At 48.3% G+C, this 18088-nt stretch carries 13 protein-coding genes and 2 pseudogenes; 2 read left to right on the top strand and 13 right to left on the bottom strand.

What is annotated here, in order from left to right:
- Positions 1–65: 65 nt before the first annotated feature.
- The 8 genes and pseudogenes from PSAB_RS02590 to PSAB_RS02555 form a co-directional block, all read right to left on the bottom strand.
- On the bottom strand, positions 66–2702 hold the full coding sequence (locus PSAB_RS02590; protein WP_051529703.1) for a glycoside hydrolase family 31 protein: 2637 nt from the start codon (positions 2700–2702) through the stop codon (positions 66–68).
- A 400-nt stretch (positions 2703–3102) separates the two neighbouring features.
- On the bottom strand, positions 3103–4359 hold the full coding sequence (locus PSAB_RS02585) for an ABC transporter substrate-binding protein (protein WP_051529702.1): 1257 nt from the start codon (positions 4357–4359) through the stop codon (positions 3103–3105).
- Entirely contained in the window at positions 4307–5563 is a 1257-nt protein-coding gene (locus tag PSAB_RS02580; RefSeq protein ID WP_025333033.1) for a response regulator, read from the bottom strand. The genes PSAB_RS02585 and PSAB_RS02580 overlap by 53 nt, the downstream gene beginning before the upstream one ends.
- The gene (locus PSAB_RS02575; protein ID WP_025333032.1) at positions 5541–7331 is read right to left on the bottom strand and encodes a cache domain-containing sensor histidine kinase; all 1791 of its coding nucleotides are present in this window, start codon (positions 7329–7331) and stop codon (positions 5541–5543) included. Before PSAB_RS02575 ends, PSAB_RS02580 begins: the two co-directional genes overlap by 23 nt.
- 155 nt (positions 7332–7486) lie before the next feature.
- Positions 7487–7775: pseudogene (locus tag PSAB_RS25330) on the bottom strand (glycosyltransferase); the annotation flags it as partial.
- 151 nt (positions 7776–7926) lie between these two features.
- Entirely contained in the window at positions 7927–8814 is an 888-nt protein-coding gene (locus PSAB_RS02565) for an alpha/beta fold hydrolase (protein ID WP_025333030.1), read from the bottom strand.
- Positions 8815–9003: 189 nt separating this feature from the next.
- Positions 9004–10350: an RNA-guided endonuclease TnpB family protein gene (locus PSAB_RS02560; protein ID WP_025333029.1), complete on the bottom strand. Its 1347-nt coding sequence runs from the start codon at positions 10348–10350 to the stop codon at positions 9004–9006.
- Positions 10351–10645: 295 nt separating this feature from the next.
- On the bottom strand, positions 10646–11662 hold the full coding sequence (locus PSAB_RS02555) for a hypothetical protein (RefSeq protein ID WP_025333028.1): 1017 nt from the start codon (positions 11660–11662) through the stop codon (positions 10646–10648).
- 632 nt (positions 11663–12294) lie between these two features.
- Between PSAB_RS02555 and PSAB_RS26035 the strand changes: the two genes are divergently transcribed.
- Entirely contained in the window at positions 12295–12648 is a 354-nt protein-coding gene (locus PSAB_RS26035; protein ID WP_025333027.1) for a hypothetical protein, read from the top strand.
- 96 nt (positions 12649–12744) lie between these two features.
- Here the strand turns inward: PSAB_RS26035 and PSAB_RS26500 are convergent.
- The 3 genes and pseudogenes from PSAB_RS26500 to PSAB_RS02535 form a co-directional block, all read right to left on the bottom strand.
- Positions 12745–12999: pseudogene (locus PSAB_RS26500) on the bottom strand (inositol monophosphatase family protein); the annotation flags it as partial.
- A 73-nt stretch (positions 13000–13072) separates the two neighbouring features.
- Complete coding sequence (locus PSAB_RS25320; protein ID WP_144240459.1) at positions 13073–13456, bottom strand: hypothetical protein; 384 nt, start codon at positions 13454–13456, stop codon at positions 13073–13075.
- Positions 13457–13922: 466 nt separating this feature from the next.
- Positions 13923–14603, bottom strand: a complete 681-nt coding sequence (locus PSAB_RS02535; protein WP_025333024.1) for a TetR/AcrR family transcriptional regulator — start codon at positions 14601–14603, stop codon at positions 13923–13925.
- Between the two features lie 132 nt (positions 14604–14735).
- On the opposite strand from PSAB_RS02535, the gene PSAB_RS02530 reads away from it, so the two are divergent.
- Entirely contained in the window at positions 14736–16088 is a 1353-nt protein-coding gene (locus tag PSAB_RS02530) for an MATE family efflux transporter (protein WP_025333023.1), read from the top strand.
- 84 nt (positions 16089–16172) lie between these two features.
- Here PSAB_RS02530 and PSAB_RS02525 read toward each other — a convergent pair whose 3' ends face one another.
- Complete coding sequence (locus PSAB_RS02525) at positions 16173–16553, bottom strand: hypothetical protein (RefSeq protein WP_144240458.1); 381 nt, start codon at positions 16551–16553, stop codon at positions 16173–16175.
- A gap of 462 nt (positions 16554–17015) precedes the next feature.
- Entirely contained in the window at positions 17016–18002 is a 987-nt protein-coding gene (locus PSAB_RS02520) for a glycosyltransferase family 2 protein (protein WP_025333021.1), read from the bottom strand.
- Between the last annotated feature and the right edge of the window lie 86 nt (positions 18003–18088).

The raw sequence follows: 18088 nt of genomic DNA, 5'->3' as shown, positions 1-18088 counted from the left end.
TAAACACGGGTTGGAGACAAGAGTCTCCAACCCGGTAATTGATAGTTGCAGTTCCAACAGCGGTATTATTTGCTTCCCTCTACATCGTCTTGAGTTTGAATCTTCACTTTCTGTTTCTCGCTTACCGGGATTTTGACATACAGCACATGTTCATTCGCATCGAAGTAGTAAGCTCTTTCCTGCCCATTCAATTCTTCCACGCTGCCGGCTTCGACATACTTGTTGTTAGCGGCTTGTACTTTTTTCGGTTCTACAGCATTATGAAGCTTCAGCGTATAGGACTGAATGTCGGAAGCGTAATTCTGAACTTTTTTGTCCTGTTCGAATTCGACGTGGTTTCCTTTGTTTTCCACATGGAAGTCGGTTACGTTGAATTCGCCTCTTGTATAATCCTCTGTAGTTGCATCATCCTGATAGTAGCTGTAGGAAGCCTTGTCGTTAAGATAGGTGTCGAGAGTCAGATTCGTCAGCTTCTTCTCGCCGGCATACTGCTGGACTTCGCGGCGCGGGATGATCGAGCCTTGCTTCACGTAAAGCGGAAGCGTGCCGAGATCGGCTTGTTTGGTAATCGTTTGGCCGCCCTCAAACTCTTCTCCGGTCCAGTAGTCGATCCATTTCACCCCGGCCGGCAAATACACGCTGCGGGACGTTGCGCCCTTCTCCACAACCGGCGCAATCATCAGAGAATCGCCGAACATGAATTGATCTTCGTTGTTATAGGTATTCGGGTCATCCTGGAACTGGAACACGAGCGGCTGCTGAATCAGGTTTCCTGTTTCATGCGCTTGTTTGAACGCGTTCTGCAGGTAAGGCATCAGTTCGTAACGCATGGAAATATACTTGCGGCTGATATCCTCAACTTCCTTGCCGAATTGCCACGGTTCTTGTCTATTAATGTTCTGCTTAACCGACGGACTGTCGCCGTCATTATTGTAGTGGTCCCGAGCGAACGGCAGGAAGACACCAAGCTCAAGCCAGCGTGCAAACAATTCCGGCGTGCATATTTCGCCCAACTGTTTATTTTTGGTGAATCCGCCGATGTCATTGCCCACAAACGGGTGGCCCGCCAGTCCGACATTCGAATTCATTGGAATCGACATTCTGAGATGTTCCCAAGTGCTGTGGTTATCACCGGTCCAGGTTGCAGCGTAACGCTGCGTTCCCGTATATCCGGCACGCGTCAACACGAACGGACGGACGTTCGGTTTGAGTTTTTTGAATGCGTTGTAAGACGCTTCTTCCTCCATATGCGCATACGTATTGTGAATCTCTTCATGTGTATGTTTGACGCCGTTGTCATCTTCAAAGACAGCATCGAGAGGCAGCGTCCAGTGGTCTTTGGCTATAAAGCTGACCGGTTCGTTAACGTCGTTCCAGATGCCGTCTATGCCTGTGTCAAAAAACGGCTTGTATTGCATGGACCACCAGTCGCGGGTTTCTTTTTTCAGGAAATTCGGATATACGGAAGAAGGCGGTGCCGAAGGGTCCCAAGGCCAAAGCTTGCCGAGGAAGTTGGTGCCGTCAGGGTTTTTCACCCAGAGATCCTTCGCGGTCCCTTCATCATAAACGCTGTAGCCTGGCAAGGCCCTGATTGCCGGATCGAAGATATTCACTTGATGGAAACCCTGCTCTTCCATACGTTTGCCCAGCCCTGCAGGATCGGGAACTTTTTTCCCCCACGTAAAGGCTTTATAGTCGTCCATATATTCGATGTCAAAAAACAATCCATCCGCCGGAATTTTCTTTTCGCGATACCCTGCGGCTACTTCTTCCATGTCGTTTTGGGAATACGCCCAACTGGATTGATGGAAGCCCAAAGACCATTCAGGGGGCAGGGGGATTTTGCCGGTCAGATCGGTATAACGGTCTACGACATCTTTGATCTGCGGCCCATTGAAGAAATAGTAGGTCAGTTTGCCGCCGTCGGCGTAGAAGTAATAGTAATCGTCGCTTTCCTTGGCGAAGTTGTAGTAAGTGCGGTACGTATTGTCGAATAAAATGCCGTACGCCTTTTTATCTTTCAAACCGATAAAGAACGGAACCGATTGGTAAATGTATTTCGATTCATACGGGAACGGGTCTTGATGCCATATGCCCTCTTCCTTGCCCCGTTTGTTCAGACCGTCGGTTTTCTCGCCCAGCCCGTAGAAATTCTCGTTGTTATCGGTCTTTTTGAACACGTAAGGCTTCCCGTTTTCGTAACCGATCCCTTGATCCCCGTCCTCGTTAATGACATTGCCGTCTTTATCCATATATTTGATTCCAAACGGGCTTTTCTTGATGTCTACGGTCAAGCTGTCGGTAGTAATGACGATCCTCTTGTCGTCTTCCTTCACTTTGAATTTAGGAGCAGACCAATCCGTTTTGGCGATCCCAACAGAGGTATATTCCTTGTCTCCTTTGTTCAAGAGCGACACTTTGGCCATATCGGATGTAAGCATCCGTATGTAAGCCTCCTGTGCGCCTAAATTAAGCTTTACGCCATTGTCCAACTGCTCGAAGCTTTGCACCGTCATAGGCTGCTGCAGATGGCTTTTATCAAGTGGCCTGTCATCGGTCGGTCTAAATGCTTCTACCGGGAAAACCAAATCGTCCGCAAATACAGGTTGAGCGAGATAGAACTGTGAAACGGCATTACCTGAAAGTAGAACAGCAGTTGCTAATAGTGCGGTTACCGCTTTTTTCGTTCTTTTTCGTTTCATTAGGTTTCTCTCCTTGTTAATGAATTGGTCATGCTTAGCCCGTTCTTACGCTCTCCCCCTCTCTGCTCAAGCGAATATTTGTATTTCGATTTCATGTTTCATGTTAGGTTAACGAGCGGATTTCGAGCAATAGCGACAAGGACTCAAATCGTCAACGCATGTTACAGGAGCGGCGGGACGTATCTAAATTGATATTGTCCTCTATATGGACATCACAAATCATCCGGTAAAAGGGCCAACATGAACGCGAAATCAAGGCTTTTAACCTCCATGCGAACAAGTGAAGCTGCATCAATATAAATATAGGTCTTGGATAAGGGAATCCAACTTCATGCTTGATATGGTGGTATTTTACAAATAAAAAAGGCTTAAGAATTTGTTAATTCTCAGCCCGTTTAACTTATTTTTCCGAATATCTGTTCCACGATTTTTGAAATTCCTGCAGAAGCTCATCCCTGTTCATTTGTTTATTGATATAAGCTTGCATGGCAGGCCCAAACTCATCGCTCACTCCGGCAGGATATTTGAACCAGTTCCATGATAATGTTTTGCCTTCCTTTACATATTTGATAATATCAGCGGCAAGCGGACCTGAATTTTTAATCTCTATATTGGAAAAGGCGGGAACAAACTTAAATTGCTCGGTCATAAATCTTTTACCTTGTTCCGAAGAAGCCATCCAGTTTAAGAACTTTTTAGCCTCTATTTTCTTCACAGCGGTTGTTTTTTTATTTACGACCCAATTGTTGGGAATGCCGATTGCGAGTGCATCGTTTTTTGCCGCATCATCGCTGATCGGCATTGGGAAGAATCCTATATTCATGTTCGGTGAGATTTTGTCCAACATCGGCTGTATCCAGTTTCCTTGCAGGATCATCGCTGTTTTACCCTTTGCAAATCCGGTGACTGCCGTATTGTAATCTATGGTCAGCGAATTCTTGCTGCCATATTGTACGGTTAGATCAAGCAATCGGAGCATTCCTATAAAGGGTTCGTTTCCTTTAAACTTTTGCGTTCCGTCCGTCAATCCCTTAATAAAAGCATCAGGGTTGTTCTGATGCGCAAATGCGATGTTTATCATGAATACGCCAAGGAGCCATTTTTCCGCGTACCCGTTCGAGAAAGGAGTGATATTCATCGCCCTAAGCTTTTCCGACACATCCTTTAATTCGCTCAGAGTCCTCGGTGTTTCCCTAATACCCGCTTTCGCAAATAAATCTTTATTGTAAACAAAACCGTAGCCTTCCACATTCATCGGCATGCCGTAGATCTTACCGTCCATTTCCATCGGTTCTAATGCGTGTTTATATGCATGTCGGACCCAAGGCTGATCAGACAAATCCTCCAGGTAATCTTTCCACAGTCTGGCTTCCTCGTATCCGCCGTTCGTATAAATATCGGGACCTTTCCCGGCAGCAAATTGGGTCATCAGCATTGCGCGGTCATCCGCGCCCCCACCGACCGTCCGAATGTGAATATCCACTTCAGGGTGTTCCTTCTCGTATTCTTTGACTAGCCGCTCAAACTGGGAGGCAATCTCCACCTTGGGATTGAATACGCTCAGAACGATCTTATTAACTTTTTGTTGACCGGTTTGGCCTTCCTCATTCCTTTCCACGCACGCCGCAAGCGATAGGACCATCACTGCTGTCAACATTATTTTCGTAACTTTGTTCACCAATCTCCCCTCCCTTCTTTTTATTTTGTTTTCCGTAAAGGCTGCGATATTGGGCCGGGGTCATGCCTACTTCTTTCTTAAATAATTTTGAAAAATACTTTTCATTCTGATACCCGAGGTTCACCGCAATCGAGTACATTCTTTCTTCCGTTTGACTAAGCCATCGTCTGGCTTGTTCAATTCTTAATTGGATTAAATAATTGGATAGGTTGATCCCCTGCTCTTGTTTAAACCGGCGGCAAATATGCTCCCGGCTTAGAAAGAAACGATTGGCCAATTTATCCAAAGAAAGCTCCTCCGTGTAATGCTCCTCCAAATAGGTGACGATGTCATTCATTCGCCGCGCGTCATCCAAATCGCTTAGCCGATGAATGGTCCTGAAATTCTGCAGCTCCATCGCTTTTTTGGCCGATTGATACGCATTCGGAAGATCGTTCAAGGACGTTAGCGGATCGCCGCCGGCCAATCGTACGGGAATATCAAAATGGTTGGAAATCCACTGCTCTACCGGGAACTTGCTGCCTCGCGGACTGATCAACAGACCGGTGCAATCCTCATTTTGCAGAACAAACGCATTGCCCCACTCCTGTGCCGTCATCTCCTCAGCGAGCCGATTAATGTAAGTATCGGCGCTGTGAGTATGGTAAAAATACAGCAAGGTAAGATCGTAGGCATCCGCCTTCGGAAGGTACCTCGCCAGGTCCTCCTCATTCCAAGGGTCTCCTTCGCAGGCCGCCGTAATTAATCGGTTCCTGTGCAGCCTTTCGGCTTCTTGAGCAACGACAGAGTCGCTTCGCCGTTCGGCTTCCTCACTGTTCCAGGCAGAAATGGCACCCTCCAAGACCGTATTTAATACGTCTTCTTCAACCGGCTTCAGTAAATAATCATAGCTGGAGCATTGGATGGCTTTCCGCATATATGAATAGTCATCATACCCCGAAACAATAATCACTTTTCCCGGGTAGGCTTGTTGGTTTAACCACTCCAAAAGCTGGATACCGGTAACTTTGGGCATTTTGATATCGGCAAATATGATTTCGGGCCGCTCCCTTTCAATAATGGTCTGAGCCTCTTCCCCGTTGTCGGCTTCCCATATTTCCGTCACGCCCAGTTGGTCCCATTGCCCCAAATACCGAATCACATCACGCACATTGAATTCATCATCCACAATAAGAGCTTTCATGATTATCGTCCTCCTTGGATTGGGTTGGAATCGTAATAAGGACGGTAAATCCTCCGCCGGGATTTGAATCCACCTCCAGGCCTCCGCGGGAACCGTAGTTCAAGATTAACCGATCATGTATATTCTTCAGACCAATCCGGTTATTAGGCGATGCTGCGTCATGGCCGACTGAGTGTAATATCCTTCTCAGTTCATTCAACTCTTCGAGGGACAAGCCGGGTCCATCATTCGCCACAACCAGTTTCACATCCCCGTCATCAAGCCATCCCCGAATGCTGAGATGCGAACCGTAATGCCCTTCCTCAAAGCAATGCTTGAAGAAGTTCTCAACGAGCGGCTGTAAGATCATGACCGGGACCGACATATCCATTATGGAATCTTCTATAGAGATGGAGTGGCGCAATTCCACCCGAAAACGTTCTTTTTGCAGGTCCAAGTATGCTTTCACGTAATCCACTTCACTGCGTATCGAAGCCCAATTATCCATTCGGATCGTATACCGCATCATTTTCGACAAGGAAGTCACTAATTGATATATTTGCGGAGTTTGGGAACGAAGGGCAACCGCACCGATGGATTGTAACGCATTATGCAGAAAATGCGGGTTGATTTGGGATTGAATTGCACGGTATTGGTTCGTTTTGTTCTCGAGTTCGAGCCGATATTCCCTATCAATGTACAGGTTGATTCGTTCCATCATTTCCTTAATATGCCTCTCCAAATGACCGATTTCATCACGGCCGGTATCATTAAACCATATATTCGTATGCCCCCCTTCAATCTTTCGGACTTTCTTACTTAATAATTGAATAGGTCGAGTGATCTTATTTGAAATAAAATGGACCATAATAAGTCCCAAAATAACAACAGCCACACCAAAAAAGGCGCTGATATACGCCGTTTGCCTCACATCGCGGTATAAGTTATCGCTCGAAGTCACCTTGATCAAGTGCCAATCCCCAAACTCACCCGGAAGCGGCTTGGACATCGTAATATCGCCCGATCTTCCACTCGTGAGAGACAATCCGGAACCAGGCCTCCACTTTGTACCTATCAGCGTTTGCTCGGTTGAATAGACGACAGCTCCACTCCCATCCGTAAGGATAACCAATTCACCTTCCTTCAGAAAACGGCTACAAATGGTGGAAAGGCGGCTTAAGTCGATATCCATGGTGACAACACCTAAAAATTCGTTGGAGAGTATATTTTTGATTTTATGATGAATCGTCAGCACTAACGTCCGATCCGACATTGGCATCACGGCAGCTCCATTATAATTCCGGATCAAATGCGGCGGTTCAATCAAAAAATTGGAGCCGGATTTAATCAGCTGCCGAATGGGAGGACTTTCTGATAGATCAGGCTGCTTCTTACGGGCACTCACCTTAGCATCGTAAACGGTAAAAGAATCCCCGTCTTTTACGATAAAAAACCGAACTTGATGAATTTCTCTGCGCATCAGATAAAAGGCTTGAAACCATTTATCAACTTCAAGCTGGTTGGAGTAAATTTCTTTGTCAAAGCCTCTTTCGAATATCCGGAATAAACCTGGATTAAGGTATAAAATATACGGTAAATTCACCATATCCTGAAAATATTGTCCGAGCTCTTCACTGCCCTTTTGAAGCTGAACCTCGCTGATCCGATATTCGTGCTGCTCTACCTTTTCTTTGGTATGAAAATAGATAGCCAGTACCGAAATGAAATAGGGCACAATAATACATACGAGAAGCATGACCAATAAGCGGTTACGGATGCTGCTTTTCATGACATGGATGTTCCTTTCCGTGGTTTCCATCTCGGTCTATTATAAAACAAGAAATACATTGTAATGGATAGATATAATTGGAAAACAAAAAAACCGCTCCCCCTAAGGAACGGTTCAAACCATATAAGCAGTATCCTTCCGAACTGGCCAAAACGTTACTTCGACTCATACTGAGCTGTTTTTAGACCGACCGGCTGCGGCTTCTTTTTCCCCTGATATACCTCCTGCACAATGTACAGCGGACGCCCCTTGGACTCATCGTAGATGCGGCCGACGTATTCGCCCAGAATGCCGAGCATCAGAAGTATGCAGCCGTTGAAGGTCAGGGTAATTCCGATGACCGAAGCCCAGCCCAGAGTCGGTAAAAATAGCCAGATAGAGCACGTACAGCAGATACAGAAAGCCCGACGCCGACAGCAGAGCGCCAAGGAATCCGGCCAGCCTACTCAATTTAGCATCGCCGCCTCCAGTTTCAATTCAATTCTCCGCTTTACCACTATTTGTGATACGGTTCACCGCGCTGTCTGTAACGGCAAGTTTTGAGGCAATCCCGTACGGGATTGCCTCTTTTCGGTCAATTTATGAATTCAACTGATCAATCCCGTCCCGCCTCGTACAACTTCTTCGCCACCATGTCCGGCCTTGTGCGTGTATCCGTGAAGTGGTCTCCGTCGCCGACAATCAAGCGAAATTGGCCGAGTCGTGTGGACATATGCGGATTCCAGCCGAAGCCCTCTCCTTGTGGCAATACATTGTCTTGGTAGAAATAGACATAGCTTTTGGGCGTAGGCAGCATATAGAACGCTTTAAGATCCAGCTTCTCGAAAAGTGGTTTCGCCGGTTCCGGACTGACACTCGTATAAAACCGTTTGGCTTCCTCCAAGGTTGCCGTATTGACGAATAAATCCCGAAACAGCGGAAACGGAAGCATGATTGTATCGTCCTTCGATCCAGCTCTAAGCTGCTCGAAGCCTTGCCTCGTTGGAGGCGGTAACTCATCCGCAACGGACTCGCTGTCTTTCAGTACGAACGCGTCCCAGAAAACGAGGCGCTTGATGCGGTCTGGTACTTGTTCGGCAACCTTCTGGATGACTGATCCACCGAAGCTGTGCCCAACGAGAACGATTTCTCGCAGGTTCAGCTTAATTATAAAGTCGACGACGGACTTCGTGATCATCGCATGCGTGACATTTTTGTTCGGATCTGTGCCGTGACCTGCGTATTCCGGCGTATAGACGGCATGCCCTTGACTGCGCAGCACCACCGCTATGCCGTCCCAGAAGTGAGCGTCGGCCCAAGAGCCATGCACAAGCACGAATGTAAGCCGCTGCTGCTCAGGCAGCCGGCGGCTTTCGTCCGATTCGAGTGCGCCATGCCACCAGCCCCATCCTCCTTCGCTATAAGGGGGATAATAATAACCGTGAGGCACACGCTGGTAATTAAAATATGGAAATGGATAACCTTGCGGGTGATAAGGAAACATACACAATCCTCCTCTCAAATCGACATATATCAGCGTATGCCTAATGTTTTGAGAGGTTCCTCTACTCCACCAATCGGTAATACAAAAGAGCTCGTGCACGAAGTGAACTCTCCCCCACTTAGCTTACGCTTGAAGTGGGGGCTTCTGTTGGCATCGATACAGGGTTGCACACGCTGCGAGCTTCATGATCTAAAGACTCAGTGCCTGTTGCACCCTAATGAGGGAAGCCAACGTCCAATACGATCGTTTTGCCAATGAAGGGTCTTTGGCCTCCAAGGACAACCACGTCTTTTCAGATGTGGATTTTTGTATACTGCGTAGCACGTATCGTGCGCCGATGTTATACGAGGCATTGAGGTCCGCGTGATACGTTTTGCCTGTTGCGAATACAGCAACATCACGCTTTGTGTTGCGTTGTACAAATCCACTTCCGTCAAAAGCAAACGCACTTGTATTTGCAGGATTGACCATGGAAACCCGCATCCCCAAGAAATGCGCCATTTCGGTCACTTTCGCTTGGATGCGCCGTTTGGCCCAAAACTGGAGTTTGGCACGAAGTCGCTTGGCTCCCCACGTTCCTTTAGGCAGACGCATCTTCCCTAAATACTCCATGACAATGACATCTGCGCGGTGCTTTTGGGCAAACGCGAGGATTCGATGTGCGGTATCGTGGACGATATGCGTCTGTAAGCCATTTATCCGCCGCCAGAAATTCGGTTTTGCACCTATACCGGATTTTCGCTGGGCTTGCTTCAGTTTGCCTGTGATTTGGCGCATCCGGTCTTTCTCTTTGGCTTGGTTGATAAATGTCCTCGCCAAGACAGTGCCGCTTGCGTCCATCACGGAACAGACTGCGGAATTCGTTAACCCCAAATCTACGGCACACACCCGCTGCTTGGAATGTTCCGTCTGAGTCAACTTCACATCCCCCTTATAGGCGATATGAAGGGCATAGCGTTTTCCTTTCCGAACCAATGTGGGGCTGCATTCTTTCATGCTCCACACGTTACGTTTAAATAGGTCTTGCCCCTTAAAGGTAATGGGGAGCCAGACCCAGTCACCTTGATGAAACACCTTGATGTTGGCTGTCGTATCAGAGGTTCGAATGAACATATTTCCTTTGTACAAGCAAGGGAACGCTTGATGCTGGGCTTGGAGTATCGGAGGTTTCTTCGAAAAGCATTTCCCTTCTTGCTGGGCGTGTTGCCGCTCGGCTTGCCAAAGCTGAAAACGGGAATGATGGCTTTTCACAATGCCAAACGCTTCGGCAATAGCACTTCTGCGGAAGTACGAAGGAAACTTATAAAAGCGTTGATCAAACTCGGCGTAGAGCGGATTCGGATTGAGCTCGGTACGGTGAGTCAGCCGTTCTACCGCCGTCACAACCGCTTGAGTGGATAACGATTCCAAGGCTTTAAACTGCTCTTGAATGACCGTAATCAAGAAGGACAGCGCCTCCTGATACACATGGAGAGTCGCATCTAGCATGCGGTGATGAGACGTAATCGAATGTTTGAGTGTTTTGACCACCTTCATGAGATACGCCTCCATCGAAAGGTTTATGAGTCTAGCATAACACGAGAACGTATGTTTGGTAAAGCGGACGTGTCTAATCCCCACCTTCGCTGTTGGCTTAGAGGCGGGGGACTGCGACACTAAATCTGTTCAATGCTGCACATGCAATCCATACCGATCACCGCCATTAAACTTGCCGTTCCTTATGGTAGGGTTCAGCGTAACACTCAAATGGCGAATTTTAAAGCAGGGCAACACGAGTGATTATCACTATATGTTGCTCCTCCCCTATACACGGCATTAAGTTAAAAGGAACCTACTCCTGCATATCTGCCAACACTTGCTCCAATACGCTGTAATGCCAATCGTATACTTCCTCCGGTCGGATCGATAAAGCTTTATTCCAGTCCACCAGGATTTGTCCATCCTCAATTGTGACAAAGTTACAAAACGGCTGGGTCGAGAGCAGCGACAGGCCGGCTTTTTGCTCCCATTCCTCCAGACAAAGCTTCTCTTCCCGAAGCAAGCACGCAATCATTTCGTAGAAGTACTTTTGCATCAGCTTCACCTTCAAATCCGGGCACTCCTTATGGACAATGTAACGATCGACTTCCTCCCATAATTTCTCGATTGCGCTTTGCCTTGTTACGAGGCTTTCCAGTGAAAAATCCCCGGTGCTCATGGCTTCAAAAAGCCTAGTTTCCCATTGTTCAGGGGTCCAGGACAACGTTCTGCTAAAATGAACGATCCATTTTTCATGCGGGATATATTCGCCATTTGCGACAAATAGAGTTTCTAATAATTTGGTTACGGCAATATTCAGCAGATAATGCCCTTGGGCGACATCTCCCCTGTGAATCCAAATGTCGCCTGCCAGCCGGAAGTACCACCAGCAGCTAAAAAGAGAGCCTTCTGCTCCCAAAGGTGACGGTTTTTCTTCCAGCTTATCCTTAATCAGAGCATGCACCTCTCCATAAGGGTCATACAGAATGCGGGCGTAGGATAAGTCCCATAAAGCGACAGGCTCCCACTTTTTCCGTTTTTCAACGTCCATGTTCACCAGCTTGATGTCATAGAGATAACCCTCGATCTTTGCAATGCCGACTGGTATAGGACATTGACCTGCATTCCATCGATCGAAATTTTTGCTGTCCAAATAAATAACGAGGTCGATTTCCGACAGTTCGTCTCCATATCCCCGTGACAATCCTCCATTGAGCGTAATTCCAATCACGCCCTCCAGGGACTCAAGTCTTCTGGAAAAACTCTCAAACACATTCATATACTCCTTGATTTTATTTTCACTGCTGACATTGACATATGGCCTTGTCATAAGCTCAGCTCCTGTTCTTGTAGATGGAAAGACAATTAATCCAAATGCAACAGTATGGATGGCAAAAATAAAGAGCCGCAGATTTACTCTACGGCTCCGCTCTTAACGACGGTTCCCTTGCTCCGAGAGTAAAATAAAATCATATCGCCATAAAATGGATCAGCAAATAAACATCTCTGCAGAATTTTTCCATTTTAAGGTTGCTCATGATTTTATCCTACTTCTCCGTATCGAATTATGCTGTTTGAATGACGCAGCACTAATTCAATCGAATGGGCATTCCGCCTTTCTGCCATCTACTGTTGCATAAGGTTACTATAACACCAGGTCTGCCACTTGTGAATAACGAATGCTATAGTTGATGATCGCGACATTTCGCCCTACTTGTGATACGGTTCGCCGCGCTGTCTGAAACGGCAAGTTTTTAAGGCCATCCTGAAAAGGAGGGCCTTTTCATTGAAGAACATGCCTTACTAAGCTAACGTTTCCGCATGTGCAACAATGTTGAAATAAGACTGGACCTTTTATTCTGATTCCATCCGCAATAATGTCAAGAGATCATCGAAGATTCCAGGTGTTGTGAATACGACCTCTTCACCATAGAGTTCATTAGGGATGCCATCGGGCACCACTTGTACATTGCAACTCAATGCTCCCGCCGCTTCGGCATTCAGGCCCGCGGCGGCTGTTCCTGTGCCGGCCCTTACGGCCATTACCTGCTCTCGATCGACAAGGAAGCCTCCATCCAGATGGGCAAGGCGATCCGTGCCGGCGATCAATCGCTGCGGCCGGGCTGGGTGCGCCTGTCGCTGCATCCCGTTATGACCTCGGGCGACGTCGCCTTCATCCTCCTGGCCCTGAAGGCGATTGTCAGCCAGCGGGAGGTCTGGCAGGCCGACTACCGCTACAGCCCCGCGACCAACTGCTGGCGCCACCGCTCGGAGAGCGAGGAGGAGCCGGATATGGAGCGGCTGTTTGCTCTGTAGGTGGCCGGGGGGCGGGGAGCGGCAAGGCTTGGCGGCCGGCGGGAAAGCGACGGCCGACGCGGGGCCGGCCGCAAGGGCGGAGCACCAGCAGGGCGCTGGCGCTGCAAACTTGAAATTATCCCAGTTGTGTACCCCACTTTCCTCCGAAAGAATTCGATGACCTTGAAATTTACCCATTATGGCTTCTTGAATGATTCTTTCCGATAACAAATCAGCGGATGTCACAAGTTCACCCGAATCCTTATAATTCACTTCAATTTTTTCCCGACTGCGTAATTCGGAAATTCTGTCACCCGCTTTTGTTACAGCCTGTTCTGCAAACAACGCTAATTTTCGAAGGTCGAACTTCATTTCGTTCCCATTCCTCCTTACAATGCGTAATCTTATTGAGCATTTCTGCCCGTCAACCGCTTCAAGCAAACTTTCAGACATATATCATATTCATGACCCAGTACCACGATCCCTTTTTCAAGGGGGCATTTTCATTTTCAGGGGGGACATAAGAATGAGGATCATCAAGACACAGCAAGACTTTGGCGTCCTGCGCCGGGACGGAACCACACCCGCAACGCTTGTCGACCACATTGACGGGTACTTTCACCAACTTGAGGGCGAGTTGAGAGACAAAACAGAGGACGTGTTCTGCCTCGACCAGCACGGGCCGATCGTCTATCTGGAAGCGGGCGACGACCTGCGCATCCTCAACTTTGCCGGACTGAGTTGCAACGGCGACGAACTTCTCTGCCGCGCAGTCGAGTTCGTCGAAAAGTTCGACCTTGGCGAGGTAGGGGACTTTTGCTTTCCGCAAGCAAAAGTCCCCCTCCAGATACCGCATCGTTCTGTGGTCCCCCAAAAGCTCACAGAAGCGCGTTTGCGGAGGCATCTCCGCCCCTAGTGGCCCATCCCAGACCCATGGGTGGCAAAGCATCTTTCCAAGCCCGCTGCGGGATTTTCCGAAAAAACTTGCCGTTACTTATGATACAGTTCGCCGCGCTGGCTGAAGCGGCAAGTTTTTGAGAGACCACCTTTTCAAAATGAGCAACAAGCTGGGCATTACCATTGGCCCTGTTTCTCCTATATATTCTTTGAGAATCCGAAAGCCACTCTGCGTATTAAAGGCCATAATTTATTTAACTAATTCTGCGTCTGGATATCCTTTTCAATATAGGTGACTTGGAAATAAAAGTATAGGCTGTTGGGCTTGAACCCCTCATATCATATATATTCCTCATTGAAAACGCCTATCCGATAACCGAATGAGCGTTTTTTACATACTACTTCTCCTGCTCCTTGATCACTTGCTCAATCCCGAGCAGAATCAGCTTCAAGCCGAACTCAAATGCCCCGTCGGTCCCCATCAGCTCGAACAGCCCGTTCGTGAACATCCTCCGAAACAGTCCCGCATCCGTCTCGCTCATGGAGTCCAGAAGGCGAATCATCTCCTCACCCGGAGGCGCTCCCTGGTCCTTAAGGATCGCGGAGACATTGCGCTCATGCTGATAATCGTCCAGAACGAAGTAGAAAACATAGTTCACAAGCGTAGTCACCACTTGCATTTTCTGCGCTTGCTCAAGCGGAGTCGATTCCACGCAGAGCAGCATACGGTTGGTGAACCGGATGATGTCCGGTTCGTGGGGCAGCGTCATCATCATGAGCTGAGTGGAGCAGGGATATCGGCTGAGCACGCTCCGTACTGTTACGGCAAGCCCTGTCAGTTGCTCCTTCCAATCCCCCTCGGAGTGGAACTCCTCCAGGATCACCTTCGATACCTGATTGGCCAGGCGCTGGTAAAGATTTTGTTTACTCTTGAAGTACCAGTACAGGGAGGGAGCCTGAATCCCCAGCCTGTCGGCCAATCGTCTCATGCTGAATTTCTCAATGTCCTCCTCTCCGAGAAGCTCCCATGAGGCTTCCAGAATCCTGTCCTCCGAAATTTGAGGCTGTTGCTTTTTCATCATTATCCGCCCTTTTATCTAACAGTGTAAGTTTATGCTTTACAGGTTTATAGGTTCATGATATCATCTAACACTGTAAGGTTCAATCTAACACTGTTAGACTAGAAAAAACAAAGAAAGTAGTGATCCAACATGGATGCAGAAAACCTCTATTACTTTGAAAAAGCACCGGTCGCAAAGGCCGTAGCTCATTTCGCTGTACCGATGATGCTAGGCACATCAATGAATGTCATATACTCCATCTTGAATGCCTATTTCCTTGGTACACTCCATAATACTGCTATGTTAACCGCACTCGCACTAACCTTGCCGCTATTCGCAATCATTATGGCGCTGGGCAACTTGATTGGCATGGGCAGCGGCACATTCATCTCCCGTTTGCTGGGAGAGAAGAGATATGATGATGTAAAGCATGTATCTTCATTCGCTTTTTACAGCAGTTTAGTTCTCGGACTTATCCTGATGGCCGTGGGTCTCCCGTTGATCGAACTAATCGTACACGGCCTGGGGGCAACGCCTGACTCCTTCGAATTCACGAAGGACTATGTCACGGTTATGCTTATCGGTTCACCATTCGTCGTATTATTCTTCACGCTGGAGAATATCGTGCGCTCAGAGGGTGCAGCCATCACGTCTATGATCGGTATGATTCTCAGTGTTGTTGTAAATATCATTCTCGATGCGCTCGTCATCTTCGTGTTCCAATGGGACGTGATCGGCGTTGCGTCGGCTACGGTCATTTCTAACTTGGTTGCGAGTGTATACTACGCCTTCCATATGGGGTATAAGAGCCAATTCTTAACGGTCTCCGTAAAATGGTTCAAGGCTACCAAGGACATTCTGGGCAATGTATTCAAAATCGGGGTTCCCGTCTTTATTATGAGCATCTTTTTGGGCGCAATGTCGCTCATCTTTAACCATTTCCTTGTCGAATATGGGGATTCGGCCGTAGCGGCTTACGGAATTTCATCACGTTTATTGCAGTTTCCTGAGTTTATTCTGATGGGTTTATGCGAGGGAGTTGTGCCGCTTATTGCCTTCTCTTTTACAGCGGATAAATTGCGCATGAAGCATACCATTGGATTTACGAGTAAAGCAATCGTGGTGTTAGCAGCCGTATTCGGCATTGTCGTCTATTTGATTTCCGACCATTTAATTGGTCTTTTTACAAATGACCCGCAATTAATTGAAATGGGCAGCTACATTCTGCATGTAACGTTCTTATCCTTGTTCATTACAGGGATGACCACATTGTTTACGGGGATCTTCCAAGCCACAGCGCAAGGAACGGCCGCGTTTATCATGTCAATTATTCAAGGAATTACGCTGATTCCTGTGCTTTATATCGCCAATCACATGAACGGCTTCCACGGGGTGGTCTGGTCGCTTGTCATTGCGGATGCCGTCGCCTTCCTTGTCTGTGCCGTCATGCTGTATGTTCTGCGGAACAAATTGAAGCCGGAATTGGATAGTTTAGTACAGTAGAATCGATACACTGCCGCCTCTTAAAGCAAAAAGGTACGGAAAAGCCGGTTCATTACCGGGTTTCCTGTACCTTCGCTTTCTGGTCTAAATCAACGCGTCGAAATGGCCCTCCGAGTTCACCGTCGCCGTCCGGGGATCGGTTAGACCGATGACTTTAAGGCCTACCTTTCCTTCAGTCCGCCAGAGCGGTAGATGGTCTTGAAGCGGAGAAGCCGGTACAAAATGGACCGGGGTGCTGCTCCCGCTTTTCTGCACCAGTTGGGCCTCCAGCAGCCGGATTTGCCGCTGCAGCTGCTCCCGGCGATAAGGAGTCTGCATCTCGCTACCCTGCGCCGCATTCGCCTTGTCCAGCTCCATCATCAGCCGGTTTCGCTGTTTCTCCAGGGAACTGACATCGCTCTCTGTGCCTCCGTAAGCTGCAATGGCTTGTACTGGGCTGATGCCTGATACTGTCTGTGCCTCCATGATTTGTCCCTCCGTTTCCTTGGCTTCACTCCAGCCAAATTCGAAAGTTCTAATCATCTCTATTACCCGGCCATCCCCGCCATGACAACATTCCAGGCCGCATATCCGCAATAATCATCGTATAGTCTCAGCCAGAAGCTTTTTCGACCATACCAAAAGACCCACCGAAGACCGGCAAAAGTCCCTTCAAGGAAATCATCATTCTGTAGCATAAACAATCTCTCAGGAAAAATATCTACGTTTTACTCCAACCGGAGTGCGGCCTGCCCTGCTCCTACGGCCGGTATGCTGTGAATATAGGCTTCTGCGAGCTTTACTCCAAAAAAACTTGCCGCTACTTGTGATACGGTTCGCCGCGCTGAATCTTAAACGCCGGTACGTACGGAGACAGCCGTTTCAGATACTTCTGAATGCTGCATCTAATCTTACAGTTCAGCCCTTTCACCCGAGCTGGCCAAAACGTTACTTCGACTCATACTGTGCCGTTTTTAAACCAACCGGCTGCGGCTTCTTTTTCCCCGGGTATACCTCCTGCACAATGTACAGCGGGCGTCCTTTGGACTCATCGTAGATGCGGCCGACGTATTCGCCCAGAATGCCGAGCATCAGAAGGATGAAGCCGTTGAAGGTCAGGGTAATTCCGATGACCGAAGCCCAGCCCTTGACGGCGGAATCGGTAAAAATGGCCAGATAGAGCACGTACAGCAGATACAGAAACCCCGACGCCGACAGCAGAGCGCCAAGGAATCCGGCCAGCTTCAGCGGCTTGTATGAAAAAGAAGTGATTCCGTCCAGCGACAGCTTGATCATCCGCTTCAGCGGATATTTCGTCTCTCCGGCCAGCCGCTCGTCGCGTTCATATTCAATCGCCTTCTGGCGGAAGCCCACCCAGCTGACCAGCCCCCGCACGAACCGGTTTTTTTCCGGCAGGCGCTTCAGCTCATCGCATACCTTGCGGTCGATCAGACGAAAATCCCCCGTATCCACCGGAATGTTGATGTCGGTCGAATAGGCGAGCACCCGGTAGAACAGACTTGCTGTCCATTTTTTGAAAAATGTCTCGCCGTTTCGCTTCACCCGTTTGGCGTACACCACCTCATAGCCGTTCTTCCATTCCCCGATCATCTGCAAAATCAATTCAGGCGGGTCCTGCAAATCCGCGTCGATAATGATAACCGCATCCCCGAGGGCGTAGTCCATCCCTGCGGTAATGGCGATCTGGTGGCCGAAGTTGCGGGAGAGGTCGATCAGCTTCACGCTCTCGTCCCAGCAGCTGTACTCCTCGATCATCTGCGCGCAGTTGTCGGCGCTGCCGTCATTGACAAAGATCAGCTCATACGGCTCATTCGTGGTGTCCATCACTTTTTTGATCCGCCGGTAGGTCTCCTGAATCACTGCTTCCTCGTTGTACATCGGAATAATTACGGAATAGCGCACGTTGGTATTCATGAGCAGCTCCCCCTTTGTTAAAAATAGATGGGCAAACGCCCCGAAGTCAGGTCTTCGGCGCGCCCGCCCGTAATACATGCTGTTTG

It is taken from the genome of Paenibacillus sabinae T27 (assembly GCF_000612505.1).
Classification (GTDB): Bacteria; Bacillota; Bacilli; order Paenibacillales; family Paenibacillaceae; genus Paenibacillus_AQ; species Paenibacillus_AQ sabinae.
This window is presented reverse-complemented; position numbering and strand designations above follow the sequence as displayed.

What these genes read in the sequence shown, in the direction of transcription:
- PSAB_RS02590 (WP_051529703.1), bottom strand. Translation starts at nt 2,702, where the DNA reads ATGAAACGAAAAAGAACGAAAAAAGCGGTAACCGCACTATTAGCAACT.
- PSAB_RS02585 (WP_051529702.1), bottom strand. Translation starts at nt 4,359, where the DNA reads ATGTTGACAGCAGTGATGGTCCTATCGCTTGCGGCGTGCGTGGAAAGG.
- PSAB_RS02580 (WP_025333033.1), bottom strand. Translation starts at nt 5,563, where the DNA reads ATGAAAGCTCTTATTGTGGATGATGAATTCAATGTGCGTGATGTGATT.
- PSAB_RS02575 (WP_025333032.1), bottom strand. Translation starts at nt 7,331, where the DNA reads ATGAAAAGCAGCATCCGTAACCGCTTATTGGTCATGCTTCTCGTATGT.
- PSAB_RS02565 (WP_025333030.1), bottom strand. Translation starts at nt 8,814, where the DNA reads ATGTTTCCTTATCACCCGCAAGGTTATCCATTTCCATATTTTAATTAC.
- PSAB_RS02560 (WP_025333029.1), bottom strand. Translation starts at nt 10,350, where the DNA reads ATGAAGGTGGTCAAAACACTCAAACATTCGATTACGTCTCATCACCGC.
- PSAB_RS02555 (WP_025333028.1), bottom strand. Translation starts at nt 11,662, where the DNA reads ATGACAAGGCCATATGTCAATGTCAGCAGTGAAAATAAAATCAAGGAG.
- PSAB_RS02535 (WP_025333024.1), bottom strand. Translation starts at nt 14,603, where the DNA reads ATGAAAAAGCAACAGCCTCAAATTTCGGAGGACAGGATTCTGGAAGCC.
- PSAB_RS02530 (WP_025333023.1), top strand. Translation starts at nt 14,736, where the DNA reads ATGGATGCAGAAAACCTCTATTACTTTGAAAAAGCACCGGTCGCAAAG.
- PSAB_RS02525 (WP_144240458.1), bottom strand. Translation starts at nt 16,553, where the DNA reads ATGGAGGCACAGACAGTATCAGGCATCAGCCCAGTACAAGCCATTGCA.
- PSAB_RS02520 (WP_025333021.1), bottom strand. Translation starts at nt 18,002, where the DNA reads ATGAATACCAACGTGCGCTATTCCGTAATTATTCCGATGTACAACGAG.